The 18086-nt window shown below is 37.2% G+C and carries 18 protein-coding genes; 5 read left to right on the top strand and 13 right to left on the bottom strand.

Annotation, left to right across the window (positions count from 1 at the left end):
• Positions 1 to 65 precede the first annotated feature (65 nt).
• The 8 genes from PYV58_RS02520 to orn all read right to left on the bottom strand — a co-directional run bounded on the left by PYV58_RS02520 (position 66) and on the right by orn (position 11288).
• On the bottom strand, positions 66 to 1061 hold the full coding sequence (locus tag PYV58_RS02520) for a DUF6708 domain-containing protein (RefSeq protein ID WP_275059698.1): 996 nt from the start codon (positions 1059 to 1061) through the stop codon (positions 66 to 68).
• 93 nt (positions 1062 to 1154) lie between these two features.
• Complete coding sequence (locus tag PYV58_RS02515) at positions 1155 to 2156, bottom strand: DUF6708 domain-containing protein (RefSeq protein WP_275059697.1); 1002 nt, start codon at positions 2154 to 2156, stop codon at positions 1155 to 1157.
• Positions 2157 to 2173: 17 nt separating this feature from the next.
• Positions 2174 to 5173: a T6SS effector BTH_I2691 family protein gene (locus tag PYV58_RS02510; protein WP_034618344.1), complete on the bottom strand. Its 3000-nt coding sequence runs from the start codon at positions 5171 to 5173 to the stop codon at positions 2174 to 2176.
• Positions 5163 to 6020 carry a hypothetical protein gene (locus PYV58_RS02505; protein ID WP_034618343.1) on the bottom strand — a complete coding sequence of 286 codons (858 nt, stop codon included), beginning with the start codon at positions 6018 to 6020 and terminating at the stop codon, positions 5163 to 5165. The genes PYV58_RS02510 and PYV58_RS02505 overlap by 11 nt, the downstream gene beginning before the upstream one ends.
• A complete protein-coding gene (locus tag PYV58_RS02500) occupies positions 6020 to 8647 on the bottom strand; it encodes a type VI secretion system Vgr family protein (RefSeq protein WP_275059696.1) in 2628 nt (875 codons plus the stop codon). The genes PYV58_RS02505 and PYV58_RS02500 overlap by 1 nt, the downstream gene beginning before the upstream one ends.
• Positions 8648 to 8820: 173 nt before the next feature.
• Positions 8821 to 9624 (bottom strand): enoyl-ACP reductase, encoded by an 804-nt coding sequence (locus PYV58_RS02495; RefSeq protein WP_004725837.1) that lies wholly within the window; start codon positions 9622 to 9624, stop codon positions 8821 to 8823.
• Positions 9625 to 9784: 160 nt separating this feature from the next.
• Complete coding sequence (locus PYV58_RS02490; RefSeq protein ID WP_004816949.1) at positions 9785 to 10519, bottom strand: Bax inhibitor-1/YccA family protein; 735 nt, start codon at positions 10517 to 10519, stop codon at positions 9785 to 9787.
• A 211-nt stretch (positions 10520 to 10730) separates the two neighbouring features.
• Positions 10731 to 11288, bottom strand: coding sequence for an oligoribonuclease (orn, locus tag PYV58_RS02485; RefSeq protein ID WP_004725833.1), 558 nt, complete (start codon positions 11286 to 11288; stop codon positions 10731 to 10733).
• A gap of 122 nt (positions 11289 to 11410) precedes the next feature.
• On the opposite strand from orn, the gene rsgA reads away from it, so the two are divergent.
• From rsgA to PYV58_RS02460, 5 genes are all read left to right on the top strand, one after another.
• The gene (rsgA, locus tag PYV58_RS02480) at positions 11411 to 12469 is read left to right on the top strand and encodes a small ribosomal subunit biogenesis GTPase RsgA (protein ID WP_004725830.1); all 1059 of its coding nucleotides are present in this window, start codon (positions 11411 to 11413) and stop codon (positions 12467 to 12469) included.
• A 91-nt stretch (positions 12470 to 12560) separates the two neighbouring features.
• Positions 12561 to 12971, top strand: coding sequence for a rhodanese-like domain-containing protein (locus PYV58_RS02475; RefSeq protein ID WP_004725828.1), 411 nt, complete (start codon positions 12561 to 12563; stop codon positions 12969 to 12971).
• 16 nt (positions 12972 to 12987) lie between these two features.
• Positions 12988 to 13245: a glutaredoxin 3 gene (grxC, locus tag PYV58_RS02470; RefSeq protein ID WP_004725827.1), complete on the top strand. Its 258-nt coding sequence runs from the start codon at positions 12988 to 12990 to the stop codon at positions 13243 to 13245.
• A 48-nt stretch (positions 13246 to 13293) separates the two neighbouring features.
• Entirely contained in the window at positions 13294 to 13752 is a 459-nt protein-coding gene (gene secB / locus PYV58_RS02465) for a protein-export chaperone SecB (protein ID WP_004725824.1), read from the top strand.
• Positions 13753 to 13891: 139 nt separating this feature from the next.
• Positions 13892 to 14338, top strand: a complete 447-nt coding sequence (locus PYV58_RS02460; RefSeq protein WP_034618318.1) for a DUF4184 family protein — start codon at positions 13892 to 13894, stop codon at positions 14336 to 14338.
• A 291-nt stretch (positions 14339 to 14629) separates the two neighbouring features.
• Here PYV58_RS02460 and PYV58_RS02455 read toward each other — a convergent pair whose 3' ends face one another.
• From PYV58_RS02455 to PYV58_RS02435, 5 genes are all read right to left on the bottom strand, one after another.
• Positions 14630 to 15241, bottom strand: a complete 612-nt coding sequence (locus tag PYV58_RS02455; protein ID WP_034618383.1) for an alpha-ketoglutarate-dependent dioxygenase AlkB — start codon at positions 15239 to 15241, stop codon at positions 14630 to 14632.
• Positions 15228 to 15473 (bottom strand): Ada metal-binding domain-containing protein, encoded by a 246-nt coding sequence (locus tag PYV58_RS02450; RefSeq protein ID WP_034618387.1) that lies wholly within the window; start codon positions 15471 to 15473, stop codon positions 15228 to 15230. Before PYV58_RS02450 ends, PYV58_RS02455 begins: the two co-directional genes overlap by 14 nt.
• 3 nt (positions 15474 to 15476) lie before the next feature.
• Positions 15477 to 16214, bottom strand: coding sequence for a 2OG-Fe(II) oxygenase (locus PYV58_RS02445; protein ID WP_034618384.1), 738 nt, complete (start codon positions 16212 to 16214; stop codon positions 15477 to 15479).
• Positions 16201 to 17040, bottom strand: coding sequence for a methylated-DNA--[protein]-cysteine S-methyltransferase (locus tag PYV58_RS02440; RefSeq protein ID WP_034618385.1), 840 nt, complete (start codon positions 17038 to 17040; stop codon positions 16201 to 16203). The genes PYV58_RS02445 and PYV58_RS02440 overlap by 14 nt, the downstream gene beginning before the upstream one ends.
• Positions 17041 to 17551: 511 nt before the next feature.
• Complete coding sequence (locus tag PYV58_RS02435) at positions 17552 to 17926, bottom strand: cytochrome b562 (protein WP_004725812.1); 375 nt, start codon at positions 17924 to 17926, stop codon at positions 17552 to 17554.
• Positions 17927 to 18086 lie beyond the last annotated feature (160 nt).

The raw sequence follows: 18086 nt of genomic DNA, 5'->3' as shown, positions 1-18086 counted from the left end.
TATTAAGCTCAAAAAAATATAATTTTCATTTTAATCATTAAAGATCAAAGCGCTTACGCGCTTTATCATTTATCTTTCATCTCAAACATACTAAATTCAAAGTTGTCTTTAAAGCTGATTTCCTCTGGGCGTTGTTGTTCCATTTTATTCTTAAGAATGACTTCTTTATGCCATACAGGTAGAGGTTTTATATTGAGCAATATTCGTCTTGCAATAAAATTACATACATCGAAAGGATAGGAAAATAAGGCAGGAACCCAGTTATCATGATAAATGATTCGAAATGACTTCCATGTATCTCGATAACTTTCTTTTTCTCCAATGACCTGCTGGCAAAACGTTAATTGAGTAAACGGGTCTATTGTTCCATACATCGGATTAGGCTTTGGATACAATTCTTCTGGTCCTTTATGCATAAAATGACATATAAATGACCATAAACCCTGTGTACGGAATATACCTATCATTGGGAAGCCAATAACAAAAGTATGTTTTAAAATACCTTCTTCAACGATATGCGCTCTAAGCTCTCTTAAAGGTGCACCTGAAAGACCAAAGCTATTCCCCATCACATAAACAACATCTTTCCAATCTCGCTCGATATACTCAGCATCAGTTAAATAAAAAAATACCTTACCAGTTTTTCGGTTAAACAAGATCGGTTTACATAATGGTTTTTTATGATCAAATTTAAAGTATGGGCTCAAAAAAGAATATAATATAAAGCATATTAAAAAAATATTACAAATTAAAATAAATCCATAAATAAACCACCCCTTATCATTAACAGGATAAAACAAAATAAAAAAAAGAATGCAAAATAAAAGTATTATTAATGGTGAAATAAATACAAACATACTTAATGACTTCCCTAACCTTGCATATGATTGATCGATAAGCTCAATATAGTCGTCATTCATGCTTAAAAAAGACCAGTTATGATTACGTTTAAACTCATCATAAGGCGTTAAAAGTACATCATTTTCCTCTAATTTTGAAAAAGGTATATTTTCTTTAAATACGTCATAACCAAACGCATGTTTTTTAATTTTACTTTTCATCATGCAACCATTTTACTGATGCTTCCAAATATTAAGCTCACAAAAAAATATAATTTTCATTTTAATCATTAAAGATCAAAGCGCTTACGCGCTTTATCGTTTATCTTTCATCTCAAACATACTAAATTCAAAGCTGTCTTTAAAACTAATTTCCTCTGGTCGTTCTTTTTCCATTTTATTTTTAAGGATAACCTCTTTATGCCAGACAGGTAGAGGCTTTATATTAAGCAATATTCGTCTTGCAATAAAATTACCAAGATCAAAAGGAAAAGAAAATAAAGCAGGAACCCAGTTATCATGATAAATGATTCGAAATGACTTCCATGTATCTCGATAACTTTCTTTTTCTCCAATGACCTGTTGACAAAACGTTAACTGCGTAAACGGGTCTATTGTTCCATACATTGGGTTAGGCTTTGGATACAATTCTGCTGGTCCTTTATGCATAAAATGGCATATAAATGACCATAAACCTTGGGTACGGAATATACCCATCATTGGGAAGCCAATAACAAAAGTATGTTTTAAAATACCTTCTTCAACGATATGCGCTCTAAGCTCTCTTAAAGGTGCACCTGAAAGACCAAAGCTATTCCCCATCACATAAACAACATCCTTCCAATCTCGCTCGATATACTCAGCATCAGTTAAATAAAAAAATACCTTACCAGTTTTTCGGTTAAACAAGATCGGTTTACATAATGGTTTCTTATAATCATATTTATAAAAAGGACGAAAAAAAACAAAAAAGCAAAACCATATTATAAAAACAACAGAAGTTACAATCAAGAAAGTTATAAATATTGAATCATTACTATCACCACCAAGAGTAAAATATAAGTATAAAAAATATAATGCAATTAACATAAGTGGAATTACAAATATAAATGGGCTTAAGCCTTTTCCAAGTCTTGCATATGACTGATCTATAAGTTCTATATAATCATCATTCATTCTTAGAAAAGACCAGTTATGATTACGTTTAAACTCATCATGAGGATTTAAAAGTACATCACCTTCATCTAATTTGGAAAAAGGTATGTTTTTTTTAAATACATCATAACCAAACACATGTTTTTTAATTTTACTTTTCATAAGAGAGCCATTATAAATTATTTGTTTGCAGGGGGTACAATCGTCTTTAACTGATCTGTTTGCTCGAAGATATCGCTAAATCTTTTCTTTTCAGTATTGGTCGATAGTAGGCATCGTTGAATCCATATTTGGATATTGTTCTCTTTTACAAAATAGGCAATTAAAGAAAGAATAATCCCTACAGCAATTGCTATCCATCCTAATGGATTCAGTAAGAAAATGGCTATAGAACCACCGATAACGAAAACTCCGCTTAAACCCAACACAATTCCAAATGATTTCTCACCATTACTGGCAGCCATATATCCATTATATACGTCAAATCCACCAAAAATTAATCCTGCAAATAATCCAAAACCTCGCCATACCAACCCTTTTACACTGTTTTTATTTGATGTCGTTAATTCAAGAATAAAACTATTCATTGACTTTAACAGCCGTGATTTTGACGTGATTTTATCACTTGAATTCAACAGTGCACCCACTGCTTCTACAGTCGACATGGTGAGACCAACCACAGCAGCACTTCTGCGACCAATTTTTTCATATTTATTGTCAAAACTTTGACTAAAAACAGTACAAATTGCCCAGCCTTGTAAACCAACAATTGCGACTTTAATCATAAAGAATTTAAAATAATCTGAGCTTGGGCTTGGCTCTATAACATCTTCAGCAATAATGCTGACATTCATCGCGCTTTGTTTTTTTAATAACTCAGCATGCTTTTTTACAGCCTCTCTAAAGTTTTTTGGTAAATTTCTCTCAAACTCAGGATTTACTTCTAAACGTGGCACATCTATATATTTAAGATGCTTATATTTTTCATATAGATAGTACCAGTCACTTTTTTTAATGGCATTGCCCAGACCATTATCTTTTCCGACGATATTCTGATGTGATCTATAATAATTTCGCATTTTCGAGTTGAAATCGCTCAAACTATTAAAAGTAATACGCTCAGACTTGATTTCAGACAAACTAAACATTGAAATCATCAAGGGTTGTAATGGATGAGCAGCTAAAGCATTGGGCGGTGTTATACCTGTAATATTTAAAAAGGCTTTGCTGATATTTGTCAACAATGTAAATTTTAATTCTTCCATTCGAGCTGTACTTAAAAAGCCATGAAAGGAATTGATGAAATCCCCAAAAGGCTGTGTAGCAAAAGCTCCATTTAAATTAGTCAGTGACCATTTATTAATTTGTTCATTTAACTTTTGACGAAGTCCATTTGAATTTAAAGCAAGAAAATTTAAAAAGTAATTGTTAGGATCTCGCGTGTTGTATAAGTATTGCCCCATGTATTTATTCATTTTTGGACATAATTTGCTACTTTCTAAAACTAGATTGACACACATGCCAAGAGAAACACCATCAACTAAATTATCTTTTTCTTGGTTAAAGAAAAAATGATCCGCAATTATGCTTTCTTTAAGAAACTCTTGACCTATTCCATCCAATTCATCCGCATAGGTTGTCTGCTGTTGCTTTTTCTGCTTAAGCGTGGCTAAACCCGCACTAAATCTATTTGAATCAATATATTGAATATATTTTGTATTCCATTCTTTATTTTTTCCTATTTGTTCTGCTGCTTTTTGCGCTCGCTCCTCGGCATTGAGTACTTCTACAGATTTTTTTTCATTTTGTATCTCATATATTAACTCACCATAAGCTCCTTCAGGACCGTTAAGCATACGATTAAGCTCTTTCGCTTCTTCTTTTCGTTTTAATTCTTCATTGGTAAAGTAAGGATAATCATTAATCCCAAAGTTATTTTTTAACACTTCTAATGTATTTACGGTTTTTTCATCATCAGTATAATCTTCGTCACTCATCATTTGATTTGCGACTTGAGCTGAAATATCCATCACTACGCCAACAGGGTCATCAATCGCAAATACAGCTCCAAAAAGTATTCTTGCTTTTGCATCATTTGATAAAGCCTCGGTGAGTTCCTCTTTGCTATGCTCTTTAAGAAATGAATCATCCAAACTTGAGTCTGAAAATATTCTATAAGCTAAATTATTAGTTTTAACTTGGTTAATATCTTCATTTTGAGACATAGTATCTTCAAGTATATCTGTAGGTGTCTTCCCTGACAGATAGGAAAAATACTCTGAATATGAAAATAATTCTTTTGATATATTATTTTTTAATAGACTGTTTTCTAAAATCCCTTCACCTTTTTCACCCGACTTCCATATTGTTATATAATCTGCACAAAAATTCTCAATTCCCGCCTTCATTGGGAATGTGCCTTTTTCGTATTGTCCTGCAATAAATTTTTTTACGTCAAATTTATCCATATATTTTTCGTAAAATTCAGGTGACTTATTTCTCAGCTTCGTTGCTTTGCTCCATGCGTTTTCAGAATATTTCAAATATACAAAAGAGGCTTCATTGGGCTTGGGTACAACGATCGTTAAAGCATTTGCTCTATGCTTAATATTCATGCAAGGCTCATCACCCTGCTCCATTAAAACTAAGGGTCTAGATGAGTAATCTTGATCATAATTTGATTCATTAATACGCTTTAAAAATCCCTTTTCAGAAATTTTATATTCTTGCCATTGGTTTACGTGTTTTAGATAAACATATAAAAAGCCTTTTCTTAAAGTACTCCCTGTAAAACCATACTGTTTCATTGATGTTTCAGTTTTGTGTTTAGGATAACTATAACTACCCTTTGTGGCTGTTACCCTAATCGTATTCAGAGACTCAACTGGTGCTTCAAGATTATTTTCTGAATCATGACTAGATGCTTCTAAAGCTGACGTGGCTGTTGAAGCTTGCGGACTAGGTGGCTTATAGGAGTTAATAAAATCAAACTTGGTTTCTTCTAAACCCGATAAATATTCTTTGATATCTGATTTTATATCCTCTATTTCATACAATTCACTTTGATTTTCAGCCATATCAAGTGGAATATTTGTACCTGTTGATGAAAATATATAGCGATTCACAAAAATCTTTAAGCCAATATCTCTTTTACAAAAATCACAACTCTTAGAATCCATACATCACCTTAATTTTTAAATTTTCATCTTCAATATTTTGTTTTTTAAAAAAATCATCCCACTCAGACGTTGAAAGCTGTTTGCTTGCCTGTTCATAGCCTTTGGGACTTTCTGTTAAACGTTGAAAAAAGTGGGTTTCAAGAAAGCTTTCACCGATTAAATCTGCATGAAAAATGGATGCTACAGCATCATCCTTGATCAAAATTCCTTTATTTTTTATTAAGTCTGCATAATTAAAAATCTGATTTACTTTTAAAAAGTATGCTGGCAGGTCGTCAGTCTTGAATTTTAACTTTTCAAATACTCTGTTGTTTACACTGATTTTTTCCAATAAATCATGATCAGGCTGTTGAATAAAATCCCCCTCAGATCCAGCGTCAAAGCACAATGTTTCATTTAAGAAATTAAATTCAATATTTTTAAAATATTTATTGATCCATAAAAAATCCTGACTCTCAAAATAATTGAGTAGCATCCAAATTTTCGGATCAAAAAACCGATACAAATACTTCTTAGTGCCTACTTCATAGACTAAATTTTGTTTTAAGTGATTAACAATATCAGGTTCTCGAGTTGGAACACTTTTAAACGTCATTAGAAAAAAAGGTGAAAGCCCCGCTTTGATCTGATTTTGATCATGTTGCTTTATTTCATCAACAAGCGAAGCATCAACTGAATTTAAGCGCAATAAATACGGAAAAACATGCTGTACATTCTTCGCATAATCAGGTGCTAAAGACTTAAGTTGAGCTTCCACTTCATAAAAATATTGCGCATTTAGATTCGGGTCAATAATGACGTAATCATACTCAATCACCTCTTTTGGATGTATAGGCTCTAATAACATTATGAAAGCTCCACAGAAGCATCACCTTTTGCCGCAGCACCAGAAACACGCATTTCACAAATAGGAAGCTGAGGAATGTCTGAATTAATCTTCGCACCACTGGTAAACTTCTGTTGCCCCGACTTCACCTGAAACAAACCACCTGTAGTTGAAAATACCCCTGAACCATTAATCTTTAATTCAGAACCATCACCAATCAACTTAATCTCTTTCGGACTAATGATATAAACCGCGTCTTCGGTCGAAATGATTTGAATCCCTTTGCGTGCAATCACATCTGCACCACCATCTTGAGCTTGAAGTTCAACTTTGCCTTTTCCAGCAAATAACCTTGCCCCTTCCTGTGCCGCAAAAAGACTGATCTTAGCACTGGCATGCCCAATCAAAGCCTTTTGTGTGCTTAGGTTGATACTGTCGCCTGCGGTATGACTGATTTGCCCATCTGCTGATAGATGAATATCTTCGTTACTGGCAAGCGCAATCGAATTAGGGGAAGCCAACATCATCACTGCAGACTTAAATGCATCTGCTTTTTTCGGATCTTGTTGGTCTAGTGTATTGATAAATCCTTTTATTCTTTCCAACACTTCCAAAGGATCAGTTTGCTGATTCTTAGCAACTTCACTTAAGGCTTTAGAGTTATTTAGACTACTTTCTAACTGACTTTTCGCCGCAGTTGCATCAAGATGATTGCCTGAAGCTGAATCTTGAGCATAGGTACTCAGTAGTAGACCTTGCCCTGCACGTACTGCTCCCCATTGGTCTGTTCTTAGTTCAAAGCCTTCGCCTCGTCCTTCACTGGTATCAGTTTCTTTAGGATGACTCAGATTACCAAGGTTAAGTTGACTCGCGCCGTGACTGCTTTGTAGCTGGCTGCTGATTTGGTCTGTGGTATCGTCAAATCTAAGCTGGCCATAGCCACTGCCTTTAACTTCTCGACTTTTGATTCCTGCTAATTTTTTAGTATCAGGCAATTGGCCTTTGTCATCAAATTTCGTTGGACTTCGTTGCGCTTCATGGATACGTCCCACCACAAATGGTCGATCGATATTGCCATCAAAGAAATCTATCACGACAATCTCACCAATCCTCGGTAAGAACCGCGCACCATAGCCGTCACCTGCCCACGGGGTCAGTACATCCACCCAAGCGGAATCAGTGTCGTTGTCATTGCTTCCTGCACCACCATCATGACTATGATCTTCATTGCGAGTAAACAGGAAGCGAACTTTAATGCGTCCCCATTCATCGACATGAATTTCCTCTCCACTTGGCCCAACCACTTTGGCTCGTTGTGGATGGGTACTTGGACGGTGTTGTAGTGGGTGGTATTCCGGAACAGTCGTGATATTACGGCGTTGTAGCACCAATTGATTGGCTTGGCGCTCTGGGTTATTTGAGTCTACATTTGAATTGACCCAATTGCTCTGTTGGAGCAAGCGATTGATTTGCTCATTCAGATCTTTGGGTAAGTTGTTCTGGTTATAGAATGTCTTTGACGTAATCAGAAACTCTTTGTCTGAGCCACTGTGTTGGTCTATTTCTGGGTGTTCGTTTAACTCAAACCAGTAGCCTACTTGCGCATCACGTACAGTGGAATTGGCTATAAATTGTTTGGATTGAGCATCATAGTAATAACTGAGGTTTTGGTTGATCTTTTCAATCTGATTGTTATTTGAAGCAGTTGCTTGGTCTTCACCATTCAGATCTTGAATCCATGCTGGGCTGATATGCCAAGCTTGTTCTAAACCAAGACTGGCATTGTTTTGATTTTGACTGTGCTGGTGTTTGCTTTGAACACTGCCTGCACCCTCTTCTTGTTCTAACACATCTGCTTGCCAGCGTTGTACGTGGACAGCGGTGGGTTGTAAGTTACGTTGCCCGATAAAGCTGGTGATGCTGTCTTGTTGTTCTGTGGCACTGCTACGATGGAAGCGGATCCTTCTTCGATCTAGTGCTTTGTATTCGCTGTTGTCATCCACCAAACGCAGTTTTTGTGGCTGAATTTGAGTCGCAGAACTAGGCACAATCAATTGCGCTTCATCAATCAACCAGTTGATCCCTTCACTGCGCATCAGGCGGGTTAAAAATGCATAGTCGCTTTCGTTACTCTGCATAATGAATGGTCGGATATCGTAATCTTTTTTAAGACCACTTTTATCGAGACTTAGACTGGAGGCAAAGAGTGGGCTTTTGTCTTGCCATTCTTTAAATAGCGTTTCTATGACTTGCACAACCGACTTATTCATAAACACTCGGCTGTTACGGCGTTTATGCCACAATGAGGTCGCATCTTCAAGTTTGAGTTTATATAGCGTCAGTGCACCATCACTTTGCCCTTGTGCAGCCTCAGTAATCACCCCTGTGCTACGAAACAGTTGTCCATGATCTGTGACTTGATCAATCGCCACTTGGCTACCAATGAATTGTTTAAGCGGAATCACAGCCGAAGTGGCAAGACAAATCAGTTCAATAGACACGCCTTGGTTTAGACCATGTTGTCCATCGATGCGTTGTAAGAAGACTTGAGCAGTCAAATTAGGATTGCTAAATTGGATATGCAAGGCTCGTTTTTGCGCAGTCAATCCAAGGTGTTGCAGAGCCGAAAATATATTGGCAAAATTCATTTTTTTATCAAACTTAAAATAATATTAATATTTATGAATATTTAATCAAAAAAAACGATTGAATCCTAGTTTATTGATCGGTTAATTTTTTAAAATTTGTAAAAAAACCTCAATATTCACGTTTAAATATTGAGGTTTATGTTTTGAATTCAACCAGTTAAATAAACTTAACTTTATTCGCTATCCATCATTGATTGGCTCATACCGACCGTATTAAAACCAGCATCGACATACAGAATTTCACCAGTGATCCCATTTGCCCAAGGTGAGCATAGGAATAAGGCTGCATTACCAACATCTTCAATCGTAACATTACGTTTTAACGGTGCAATTTTTTCATTGGCATCTAACATTTTACGGAAAGATTTAATCCCAGATGCCGCTAAAGTACGGATTGGACCTGCTGAAATTGCATTTACACGGATACCCTCAGCACCTAAGCTTGATGCTAAATAACGTACCCCAGCTTCCAAAGATGCTTTCGCCATACCCATAACATTATAGTTTGGCATAACAGACTCTGAACCTTGGTAAGTTAAAGTCAATAAACAGCCTTGGCGAGCCAACAATAAAGGTTTTGCTGCACGAGCCATAGCAACAAAACTATAAGCGCTGATGTCATGGGCAATTTTAAAACCTTCACGATCTGTGACGTCCGTGAAATCACCATCAAGTGTATGCGCAGGTGCAAAGCCGATTGAATGTACAACACCATCCAAACCATCCCAATGCTTTGCTAATTCAGCAAATGCATGGTCAATTTCAGCATCCACAGCAACATCACAAGGGAAAACTAAAGTAGAACCGAATTGTTCTGCAAAATCATCTACACGTTTTTTTAGTTTATCGTTTGGATAAGTAAATGCGAGTTCTGCACCTTCACGATGTAATGCCTGAGCAATACCAAATGCAATGGATAATTTACTTGCAATACCCGCGATTAAAAAGCGTTTACCTGCCAATAGTCCTTGTGCCATGAAATTCTCACCTGATCAATTTTGTAAGCATAATGCCAAGTCTTGACCCATAACTAAATTGCATAATGCATCTTTTTTTAAAAGTTTACTAAAAACATAAAAAAAGCGCACTGAATCGAGTGCGCCTTTTCAAATCTATCAATCGATATAAAGGGAATGATTAATCATCACCTTGCAACAAGCTCAATAAACGTAAGAATGAATAGTACATCCATACCAATGTTGCCAATAAAGCGATACCACATAACCATTCATAAGCTTTTGGTGCACGTTGAGCTGCAGCAGACTCAATCAAATCGAAATCAAGAATCAGGTTCAATGATGCGATCACTGCAACAAATGCAGCAAAACCAATACCTAAAATACTGCTTTCAAATAAGAATGGAATACTTGAACCAAAAGCCAAACGCATAATAAACTGCACCACAAAAACTAATGCAATTGCGATAGATGCTGAAATCACAATAGATTTAAATTTTTCAGTTGCACGAATAATTTGGAATTTATATAAACCAAACATCACTAAAGTTGTGATAAATGTAGCTAAAAGTGCTTGTAATGGTACGCCCGGAAACTTCAGTTGGAAGATCACTGAAACACCACCCAAAAATGCACCTTCAAAGAATGCATAAGGAATAGCTAAAACACGTGCTGTATTCGGCTTAAATGTAGCAACCAATCCAAGAATCAAACCGCCAATTGCACCGACCATTGCGGCAGCATAGGCAATTCCAACATTCATTGTGGTAAAGCTATAGAAAAAAATTCCAACACCGAGTATGGCCGCAATAACAGTCAATAAAACTGATTTTTGAATTGCGCCTTGTACGGTCATTGGCTGTTCATAATCTGCATACGTTTCCGCACGCGTTAAAATTGGGTTATTACTTTGCATAGTCAATCTCTTTGTAATAATTCAAATATATATAAGGATATTAAAACGTTTTTTATGCAAACAATTTGAACCGCTTGCTATTTTTTGTAACGAGTTGTCAGAGGACATCAGCTTTAGTATAGCTTAAAAAACCAAAATGCATAGCAAAAAAAGAGGCTAAAAAGCCTCTTGTTTCAATCTGATATGTAATGAGATTTAACCACTCAAATGATTAATCTTGATTGGCGATAAAGAAATACTGACGATAATATTTAAGTTCAGCAATCGAATCGCGGATATCATCCATTGCCAAATGTGAAGCATTTTTCTTTAGACCGCTCATAATTTCAGGTCTCCAGCGTTTTGCTAACTCTTTCACTGAAGACACGTCCAAATTACGATAATGGAAGAATTGTTCAAGCTCAGGCATTAAACGGTGCATAAAACGGCGATCTTGGCAGATTGAATTACCACACATTGGCGAAGTTTTAGGATTAATCCATTTCTTCAAAAATTCTAAGGTTTGCTGCTCTGCATCTTGCGCTGTGAGTTTACTACGACGTACCCGTTCAATCAGACCTGACTGACCGTGTTGTTTGGTGTTCCACTCATCCATTGCATTGAGGATAACATCTGATTGATGCACTGCGAGCACAGGGCCTTCCGCCAAAATGTTCAAATGATCATCTGTTACAATTGTCGCAATTTCAATGATCTTGTCATTATCTGTATCTAAACCTGTCATCTCTAGGTCGATCCAAATTAAGCGGGTATCCGGAGTGCTGCTCATATAGTGCAATCTTATTAGGCCAATAAAAAATGAATAGTAGCAAATTTCTTGCATCTTCGCTGTAATTCATTCGCCTGTCATGGTATTTTTGCCTTCTCATTTTTAAGGTTTTTAGGATATGAATGGCTTTAATTCGTAAACGTCGTTTAACTGAACAGCAGCAACGCCGCATTCAGAAACAACATAAAACACGTCAAGAAGAAATCGACACTTCCAATGACCTTGAAGGTCTTGTTGTTCAGCATTATGGACGACAACTCGAAGTACAAGCCCTTTCTGTTCCTACTCAACATCCGCAAAAACCCATCGTCAATGAAGGTGATCCAGAACCCTTTTGGAAACCGATTGAATTAGGCAGTGTTTGGCGCTGTCATACACGAACCAATTTAGAGCTGTTAGTGACGGGCGACAAAGTTCAGTGGCAAGCAGATCCAAATACAGGTTTAGGTATCATCACTGCCATTCACCCAAGGACCTCGTTGTTAACGCGTCCCGATCGTTATCATAAAGTTAAACCTGTCGCAGCCAATATCAGTTTAATCGTCATTGTCTTTGCAACTCTGCCTGAGCCAGCACCCACGCTGATTGATCGCTATTTAGTGGCATGTGCAGATGCGGATATTCCAGTCCTTTTGGTGTTAAACAAATCAGATTTACTCAAAGAAAATGATCCTATTTTAGATCTCATTAAAGAATATCAAGACTTGGGCTATGAAGTACTGATCACTCAGTCTGAAGGTGATATTAGCGAATTAAAGCAACGACTCGACAACGAAACTGTTGCTTTCGTTGGGCAATCAGGTGTCGGCAAAAGTACCCTGATTAATGTCATCGTTCCTGATGCAGAGCAGAAGACCAATATTATTTCTGAAAACTCAGCACTCGGACAACATACAACCACCTCTACCCGTTTGATTCGTTTTGGTGAAAATGGTGCCTTGATCGACTCGCCTGGCATCCGTGAATTTGGGCTTTGGCATTTGAGCCTAGAAAAGATTGATGCAGGCTTTCCTGAAATCTCTAACTTGATTGGACATTGCCAATATCGTAATTGCACCCACACACATGAGAAACAGTGCGCAATTAAAAAAGCGGTAGAAAATGGTGAAATTCTAGCCAGACGACATGAAAGTTATTTACGTTTAATTGAAGAAATCACTGATGCGCAACAAAAAAATTAAATTTCTTCTTTGAGAACCTTGAAGCGGTGATTTTGATCACCATATATATACGCTATACTCGACGCAATTTTTGATTGTAATTAGGTGACTTGTGGAACGTTGGTTTGAGTTTATGGGGAATCACCCCTTCTTATTTGGTATTTTAGGGGTACTGGCGATCTTGTTCTTTATTTTTGAAGGACAACGCAGTGGTCGTAAGATTTCACCACAATCACTTGGTATTTTAGTGAAGGCTAAAAATGCGATGTTGATTGATTTACGCGATGCTAAAGATTTCCGTGAAGGTCATGTGAGTGGCAGTCGCAACATTCCATACAGTCAAATTGCCAGTCACATTGAAGAGTTAAAAACTGCTGACCGTCCTTTAGTATTTATCTGTAACTTAGGTCAAGTTGCAGGAAGTGCTTTACAACAAGTCGGCCATGCAGACAGCTATCGTCTTGATGGTGGTATCAGTAACTGGAAAGCCCAAGGCTTGCCATTAGTTAAAGCTAAAAAATAGGCTTAAGGAGCTCAACATGACTGCTGAAGTAAAAGTATATTCAACAACTTTTTGCCCATACTGTGTACGTGCGAAATCTCTACTTGAGCGTAAAGGTGTTGCTTTTACCGAAATCAATCTCGATGAAGAAGCACCTGAAGTTAAGACTGAGCTGATCCAGAAAACTCGACACCGTACAGTGCCACAAATTTTTATTAATAATGAATTTATCGGTGGTTTTGACCAGCTTTATGCTCTAGAAAAAGCCGGCAAACTCGATGAGTTACTTGGTTAATCCACAACTTAATTAATGAATCACTTCTTAAAATTTAAGGAATAAAGAATGAGTGAAGAACAACAAGCTCAACCACAACTAGCTTTAGAACGTATTTATACAAAAGACATTTCTTTTGAAGTACCTGGGGCTCAAGTTTTTACCAAAGAATGGCAACCTGAATTAAACATCAACTTGTCTTCTGCTGCTGAAAAAGTGGATGCAACCCACTTTGAAGTGTCTTTAAAAGTTGTTGTGCAAGCGAACAATGCAGGCGATACAGCATTTATCGTCGATGTAACACAATCAGGTATTTTCTTGATTGATGGTATTGAAGAAGACCGTCTTCCATACATCTTAGGTGCTTACTGCCCGAACATTTTGTTCCCATTCTTGCGTGAAGCAGTTAATGATCTTGTAACGAAAGGTAGCTTCCCTCAATTACTTCTTACGCCAATCAATTTTGATGCAGAGTTTGAAGCAAATATGGAACGTGCCCAAGGCGCTGCTGCTGAAGGCCAAGCTTAATTTCTCAATAATTAAGTTTAAAAGACCGCACTATGCGGTCTTTTTTATGTTTGATCAGATAAAAATCACCCAAACTTCACAACCGTGGGTGATGCAATTTTTTATAATTTAAACATCATAATAAGCATGAACAATAACAATGCCATTTACTCCCTTACATTTGGGCTTAGGCGCAAGCTGTAAAGCCATTGCAAATAAAAAATTTAGCTTGTTAATTTTCTCTGGTGTTCAGGTTTTGATGGATATAGAACCTCTAATTGGCATCATTCGAGGCTGGACCACACTCCATTTATATACCCATAATTTACTTGGTGCTTTGTTGATCGCTTTGCTTGCAGTCCCCATAGGTAAAGTGATGAGTGAGTTTTGCTTACGCAACTTATTCAAACAAGCAAACTGGCAGATCACATGGCAAGTGGCGACAGTCAGTGCTTTGGTCGGGAGTTTTAGTCATGTTTTTTTAGATGCGTTGATGCATGCAGATATGTATCCCTTTTATCCGCTGAGTTATTCTCAAGTTTTACTCAACATGATTCCCTACAATTTTATTTTTTATGGAAGTTTAGGGTCTGTTGACATTTCATAAATGGCTTGCGTTGTAGGCTAAAATTGAGCAGGCAAGGCAGGAAACGAAGAGAATAGCGAGACTATTTTCGAGTTTCATAACGTAGGCTGAGATAATTTTAGCCATAACCCTTCGGGACTAGTGTGTTTTTTGCCGCTACTTCGTTACGAACTACTCATTTAGAATGACTAAATTTCGTATTTCGTGCCTAGTATCGTCTAAAAAACACACGTAGTCGCAAACATAGACGAATTGTCAACAGACCCTGGCTTTATTTTTGCCGCAATTGTTTGGCTTATCCGTGAGGAAAAATCATGATTCATCGATTGTTCTAAAGGTTAGATTAATCCGAGCCGTATGCACTTTCTTTGTTGGGGCTAAGCGGTGCAACCAATATGTTTGTGTGGTGTCTTTCATGACCAGCAGACTGCCATTTTCGAGAAAAACCTCAATCTTTTCTTGGCTATTTTTATGTTTAAAGGCAAATTTTCGAACTGCGCCTAGGCTTAAAGATGCAATTGCACCATTCTTTTTTAGATCTGTTTCACCATCACTGTGCCATGCCATACCCTCTTCACCTGTATGGTAAAGATTCAGCAAACAAGAATTAAATGTTTCACCCGTGATCAATTCAATCTGTTTTTTCAGTTCGAGTAATTCTTTAGTCCATGGCAAGGCATATTTGGAGCTATTTGAATAAGTGTATTCAAAAGCGCGATCTCCATACCAAGCCACTTTCCGTTTGGTGATGATCTTTTTGCCAAAAATAATCGCTTGGTCATTTTGCCATTCAATATGCGTTAGCAGTTGCTCAAAATAATCATTGGCGATGGCTTCATCCATGATTTTTCCGAAATAATTCACTGTTCCATCTTGTGGAAGCAAGTTCTCATGGGGATCGGTTAGAAACTCAAGTTGTTGCATTTTTCCATTTCACATAGGCTGATTTCATACAATGTCCACACGGGCGAAATTGCAATGCCAAGGCTTCGGCTTCACTATTAAAGAACACCCGATTGGCTTTTAACATACGCTTGCCCGAACCACAGTTTAAACGTCCATAAATTTTTAGCTTTTGGTTGCCTGCAAATAAAATTTCAGCATTCCTGATTTTTCGATATAACGCCAAACGCTCAATGTCATCATGCTTAATCATCATTTAACTCACAGCATCATGAAAAATAATCCCCAATGTATAACGCTCCCCTGTACGCACCTGACTGACAGCATGCTTCATATTGACTCGATAATAGCCATGAGTGCTTTTCTTCGGTCTAAACTGCGTGGTGAAAATTAACACATCCCCTTGATCAGGTTGTAAAACAATGGCTTTTGACTGTGCTCGTGGTACTTGCTCAGTCAACACCAACTCACCACCGGTAAAATCGCTATTGGCTTGACTAAGAACAAATACCATTTGGATCGGAAAATAGACCTCGCCATATAGATCTTGATGTAAGGTATTAAACCCATCTTGCTGATAGTGCAAAATCAAAACAGTGGCCTTATTTTGACCCGCTTGTTGGCATTGTTGTAAAAATTCAAGATGTGAATCTGGATATTGTCGATCCAACTTTAAAGCATCAGACCAAGCATTGGCGATAGGAACCAGATAGGGATAAAACTGAGTTCGAAGCTGTTGAAGCAAGTTTGGTAATGGATAATTAAAATATTTATACTCGCCATATCCAAAACGATGTTGCTGCATAGTGACGGTTTTTCGATACAGTTGTTGATGGTTGTAATGACTTTTGATCAGCTCACACAATTCATCAGATAAAAAATCTTTAAGGATTGAGTAGCCTTGTGTATGCATCTGAGCATGGATTGACTCCCAATCTAAACCCTCAATTTTATTGAGCAACGCTGTTGCTTGTTGTGAATTAAACGCTGGCATGTACTTGCACACCTTCCCAGCCAATCATAGCGGCTTTACGTGTTTTACCCCAATGGTATTCACCTAAAACACCTGTCGCTTGAATCACACGATGACATGGAATTAAAAAAGCCACTGGATTATTGCCAATCGCAGTACCGACTGCACGGGAAGCTTTTGGATTTCCAATCTGTTCCGCAAGGTCTGCATAGGTCGCCAATTGCCCCATCGGGATTTTAAGCAAACTCTCCCAAACTTTAAGCTGAAAATCAGTACCTTTTAGATGCAGCTTAATTTGGCTCCATGGTTTTTGTTCAGATGAGAAAATGGCCAAAGCATGTTCATGCAAGGCATCTGCTTGCTGATAAAATCTTGCTTTAGGAAATTTTTCAACGAGTGCGCTATAGGCATCTTGCGCATGCTCCACAAAAGACATAAAGCAAATCCCTTTGGCTGTTGAAGCCACTAAAACTATTCCAAAGCGTGTTTCAGCATACTGGTAGTGGATGGTTAAGTTTTCCCCACCACTTTTGTATTCAGCAGGTGTCATCCCTTCAATTTGTATAAATAGATCATGCAAACGACTGGTGCTTGATAGTCCTGTGTCATAAGTCACATCAAATACCGAATGCTCTTGTTTTAACAAGTTTTTTGCATGTTCTATGCTGATATATTGCAAGAACTTCTTAGGGCTGGTTCCAGCCCATTCTGTAAATAAACGTTGAAAATGTGCAGGGCTTAAATGAATATGCGCAGCCACCTCATCTAAATTCGGTTGTGCTTTAAAATTGTGTTTAATGTATTCAATGGCTTTTGCAATACGTTCAAACTGATTGTGCTGTTGCATCGCATTTCTCCTCACTTTTCTACATCTAACTTAACAGTTGTTATGCAATGAGCAAATCCGAATCATGCTGAGTTTAGTGATTCAATATCGTTAAAAACCTCCTCACAATAAAAAACCGTTAGTCATTAAAACTAACGGCTTTTAAATGGATAAATCTATTCTTCGAAATTACGTTCGTCAAAAAACAAGTAGTCCATACGCAATTTATATAAATTTACCTGATTCTTTGTATTATTGAATCGTACATGGTCGATCTATCCTGTGGCGACATGGATGTCGCTGTTGGGCGGGGGTACAGGACGTACCCCTCGCCCAACGGAAGATTTTTGTCACCTTTTCATCTCTGAAAAGTGAGGCATCGCCTACGCAAAGCTATTTAAACTTTAATTGTAAAGTGTGGCATTGCAAGCGTTATAACCATATGAATCACGTTAATGAAAGTATATAAATATATGATTTATAATTTTGACCTTATTTATAAATCATCTAAATGCATATTTGCGCAATAAGACTATTGATAGATCTTATGCCCTTGATCACGTATTTCAGCAATTTTCTTGCCTTCCATTTTGGCATGATCTAAATGACCGCCTTTGACTAGCGCTTGAGTCTTATCAATTTGCGCAATCAATTGATCATATAACTGAGTCGAAGTCGGAGCACTGGCATCACCACGACCTTTAAGTTTGACTTTTTTAGCGTCCGTTGCAGCAGCACGCATATTATCTAAAGCTTTATTTGCTTCAGCAGCATTATTGGTTTGATTAAATGCTTTATAGTTTTTACCTAATGCCTGCATATTTTGTTGTAGCGTTGCAGCAAAAGTCATTGAGCTGAAACCTAAAGCAGAAATCATCATGACGGTGGCTAAAGTTTTTTTGATCATTATGATCTTCCTTAAAACTGTGGCTATTGTTGGGTGTAAAAAAGCCCATTGTGGCTATTGTCCATTTCCAAGATTAAACATAGTTTAAAAGCACAAAAAATAGCAAATAAAAATGCAACGAATTCGTTGCATTTTTATATTCAGAAATAATCAGAAAAAG

This window comes from Acinetobacter sp. TAC-1, assembly GCF_029025845.1.
Taxonomy (GTDB): domain Bacteria; phylum Pseudomonadota; class Gammaproteobacteria; order Pseudomonadales; family Moraxellaceae; genus Acinetobacter; species Acinetobacter guillouiae.
The sequence above is the reverse complement of the archived record's forward strand: the minus strand, read 5'-3'. Positions and strand labels throughout refer to the sequence as shown.

Bases quoted from the DNA above. Each gene is read 5' to 3' on its own strand.
- PYV58_RS02495 (WP_004725837.1), bottom strand. From the start codon at position 9,624: ATGGCACAAGGACTATTGGCAGGTAAACGCTTTTTAATCGCGGGTATT.
- PYV58_RS02445 (WP_034618384.1), bottom strand. From the start codon at position 16,214: ATGCCAGCGTTTAATTCACAACAAGCAACAGCGTTGCTCAATAAAATT.
- PYV58_RS02455 (WP_034618383.1), bottom strand. From the start codon at position 15,241: ATGCAACAACTTGAGTTTCTAACCGATCCCCATGAGAACTTGCTTCCA.
- PYV58_RS02520 (WP_275059698.1), bottom strand. From the start codon at position 1,061: ATGAAAAGTAAAATTAAAAAACATGCGTTTGGTTATGACGTATTTAAA.
- PYV58_RS02490 (WP_004816949.1), bottom strand. From the start codon at position 10,519: ATGCAAAGTAATAACCCAATTTTAACGCGTGCGGAAACGTATGCAGAT.
- grxC (WP_004725827.1), top strand. From the start codon at position 12,988: ATGACTGCTGAAGTAAAAGTATATTCAACAACTTTTTGCCCATACTGT.
- PYV58_RS02435 (WP_004725812.1), bottom strand. From the start codon at position 17,926: ATGATCAAAAAAACTTTAGCCACCGTCATGATGATTTCTGCTTTAGGT.
- PYV58_RS02515 (WP_275059697.1), bottom strand. From the start codon at position 2,156: ATGAAAAGTAAAATTAAAAAACATGTGTTTGGTTATGATGTATTTAAA.
- PYV58_RS02510 (WP_034618344.1), bottom strand. From the start codon at position 5,173: ATGGATTCTAAGAGTTGTGATTTTTGTAAAAGAGATATTGGCTTAAAG.
- PYV58_RS02450 (WP_034618387.1), bottom strand. From the start codon at position 15,473: ATGATTAAGCATGATGACATTGAGCGTTTGGCGTTATATCGAAAAATC.
- PYV58_RS02500 (WP_275059696.1), bottom strand. From the start codon at position 8,647: ATGAATTTTGCCAATATATTTTCGGCTCTGCAACACCTTGGATTGACT.
- secB (WP_004725824.1), top strand. From the start codon at position 13,294: ATGAGTGAAGAACAACAAGCTCAACCACAACTAGCTTTAGAACGTATT.
- orn (WP_004725833.1), bottom strand. From the start codon at position 11,288: ATGAGCAGCACTCCGGATACCCGCTTAATTTGGATCGACCTAGAGATG.
- PYV58_RS02505 (WP_034618343.1), bottom strand. From the start codon at position 6,020: ATGTTATTAGAGCCTATACATCCAAAAGAGGTGATTGAGTATGATTAC.
- PYV58_RS02460 (WP_034618318.1), top strand. From the start codon at position 13,892: ATGCCATTTACTCCCTTACATTTGGGCTTAGGCGCAAGCTGTAAAGCC.
- rsgA (WP_004725830.1), top strand. From the start codon at position 11,411: ATGGCTTTAATTCGTAAACGTCGTTTAACTGAACAGCAGCAACGCCGC.
- PYV58_RS02440 (WP_034618385.1), bottom strand. From the start codon at position 17,040: ATGCAACAGCACAATCAGTTTGAACGTATTGCAAAAGCCATTGAATAC.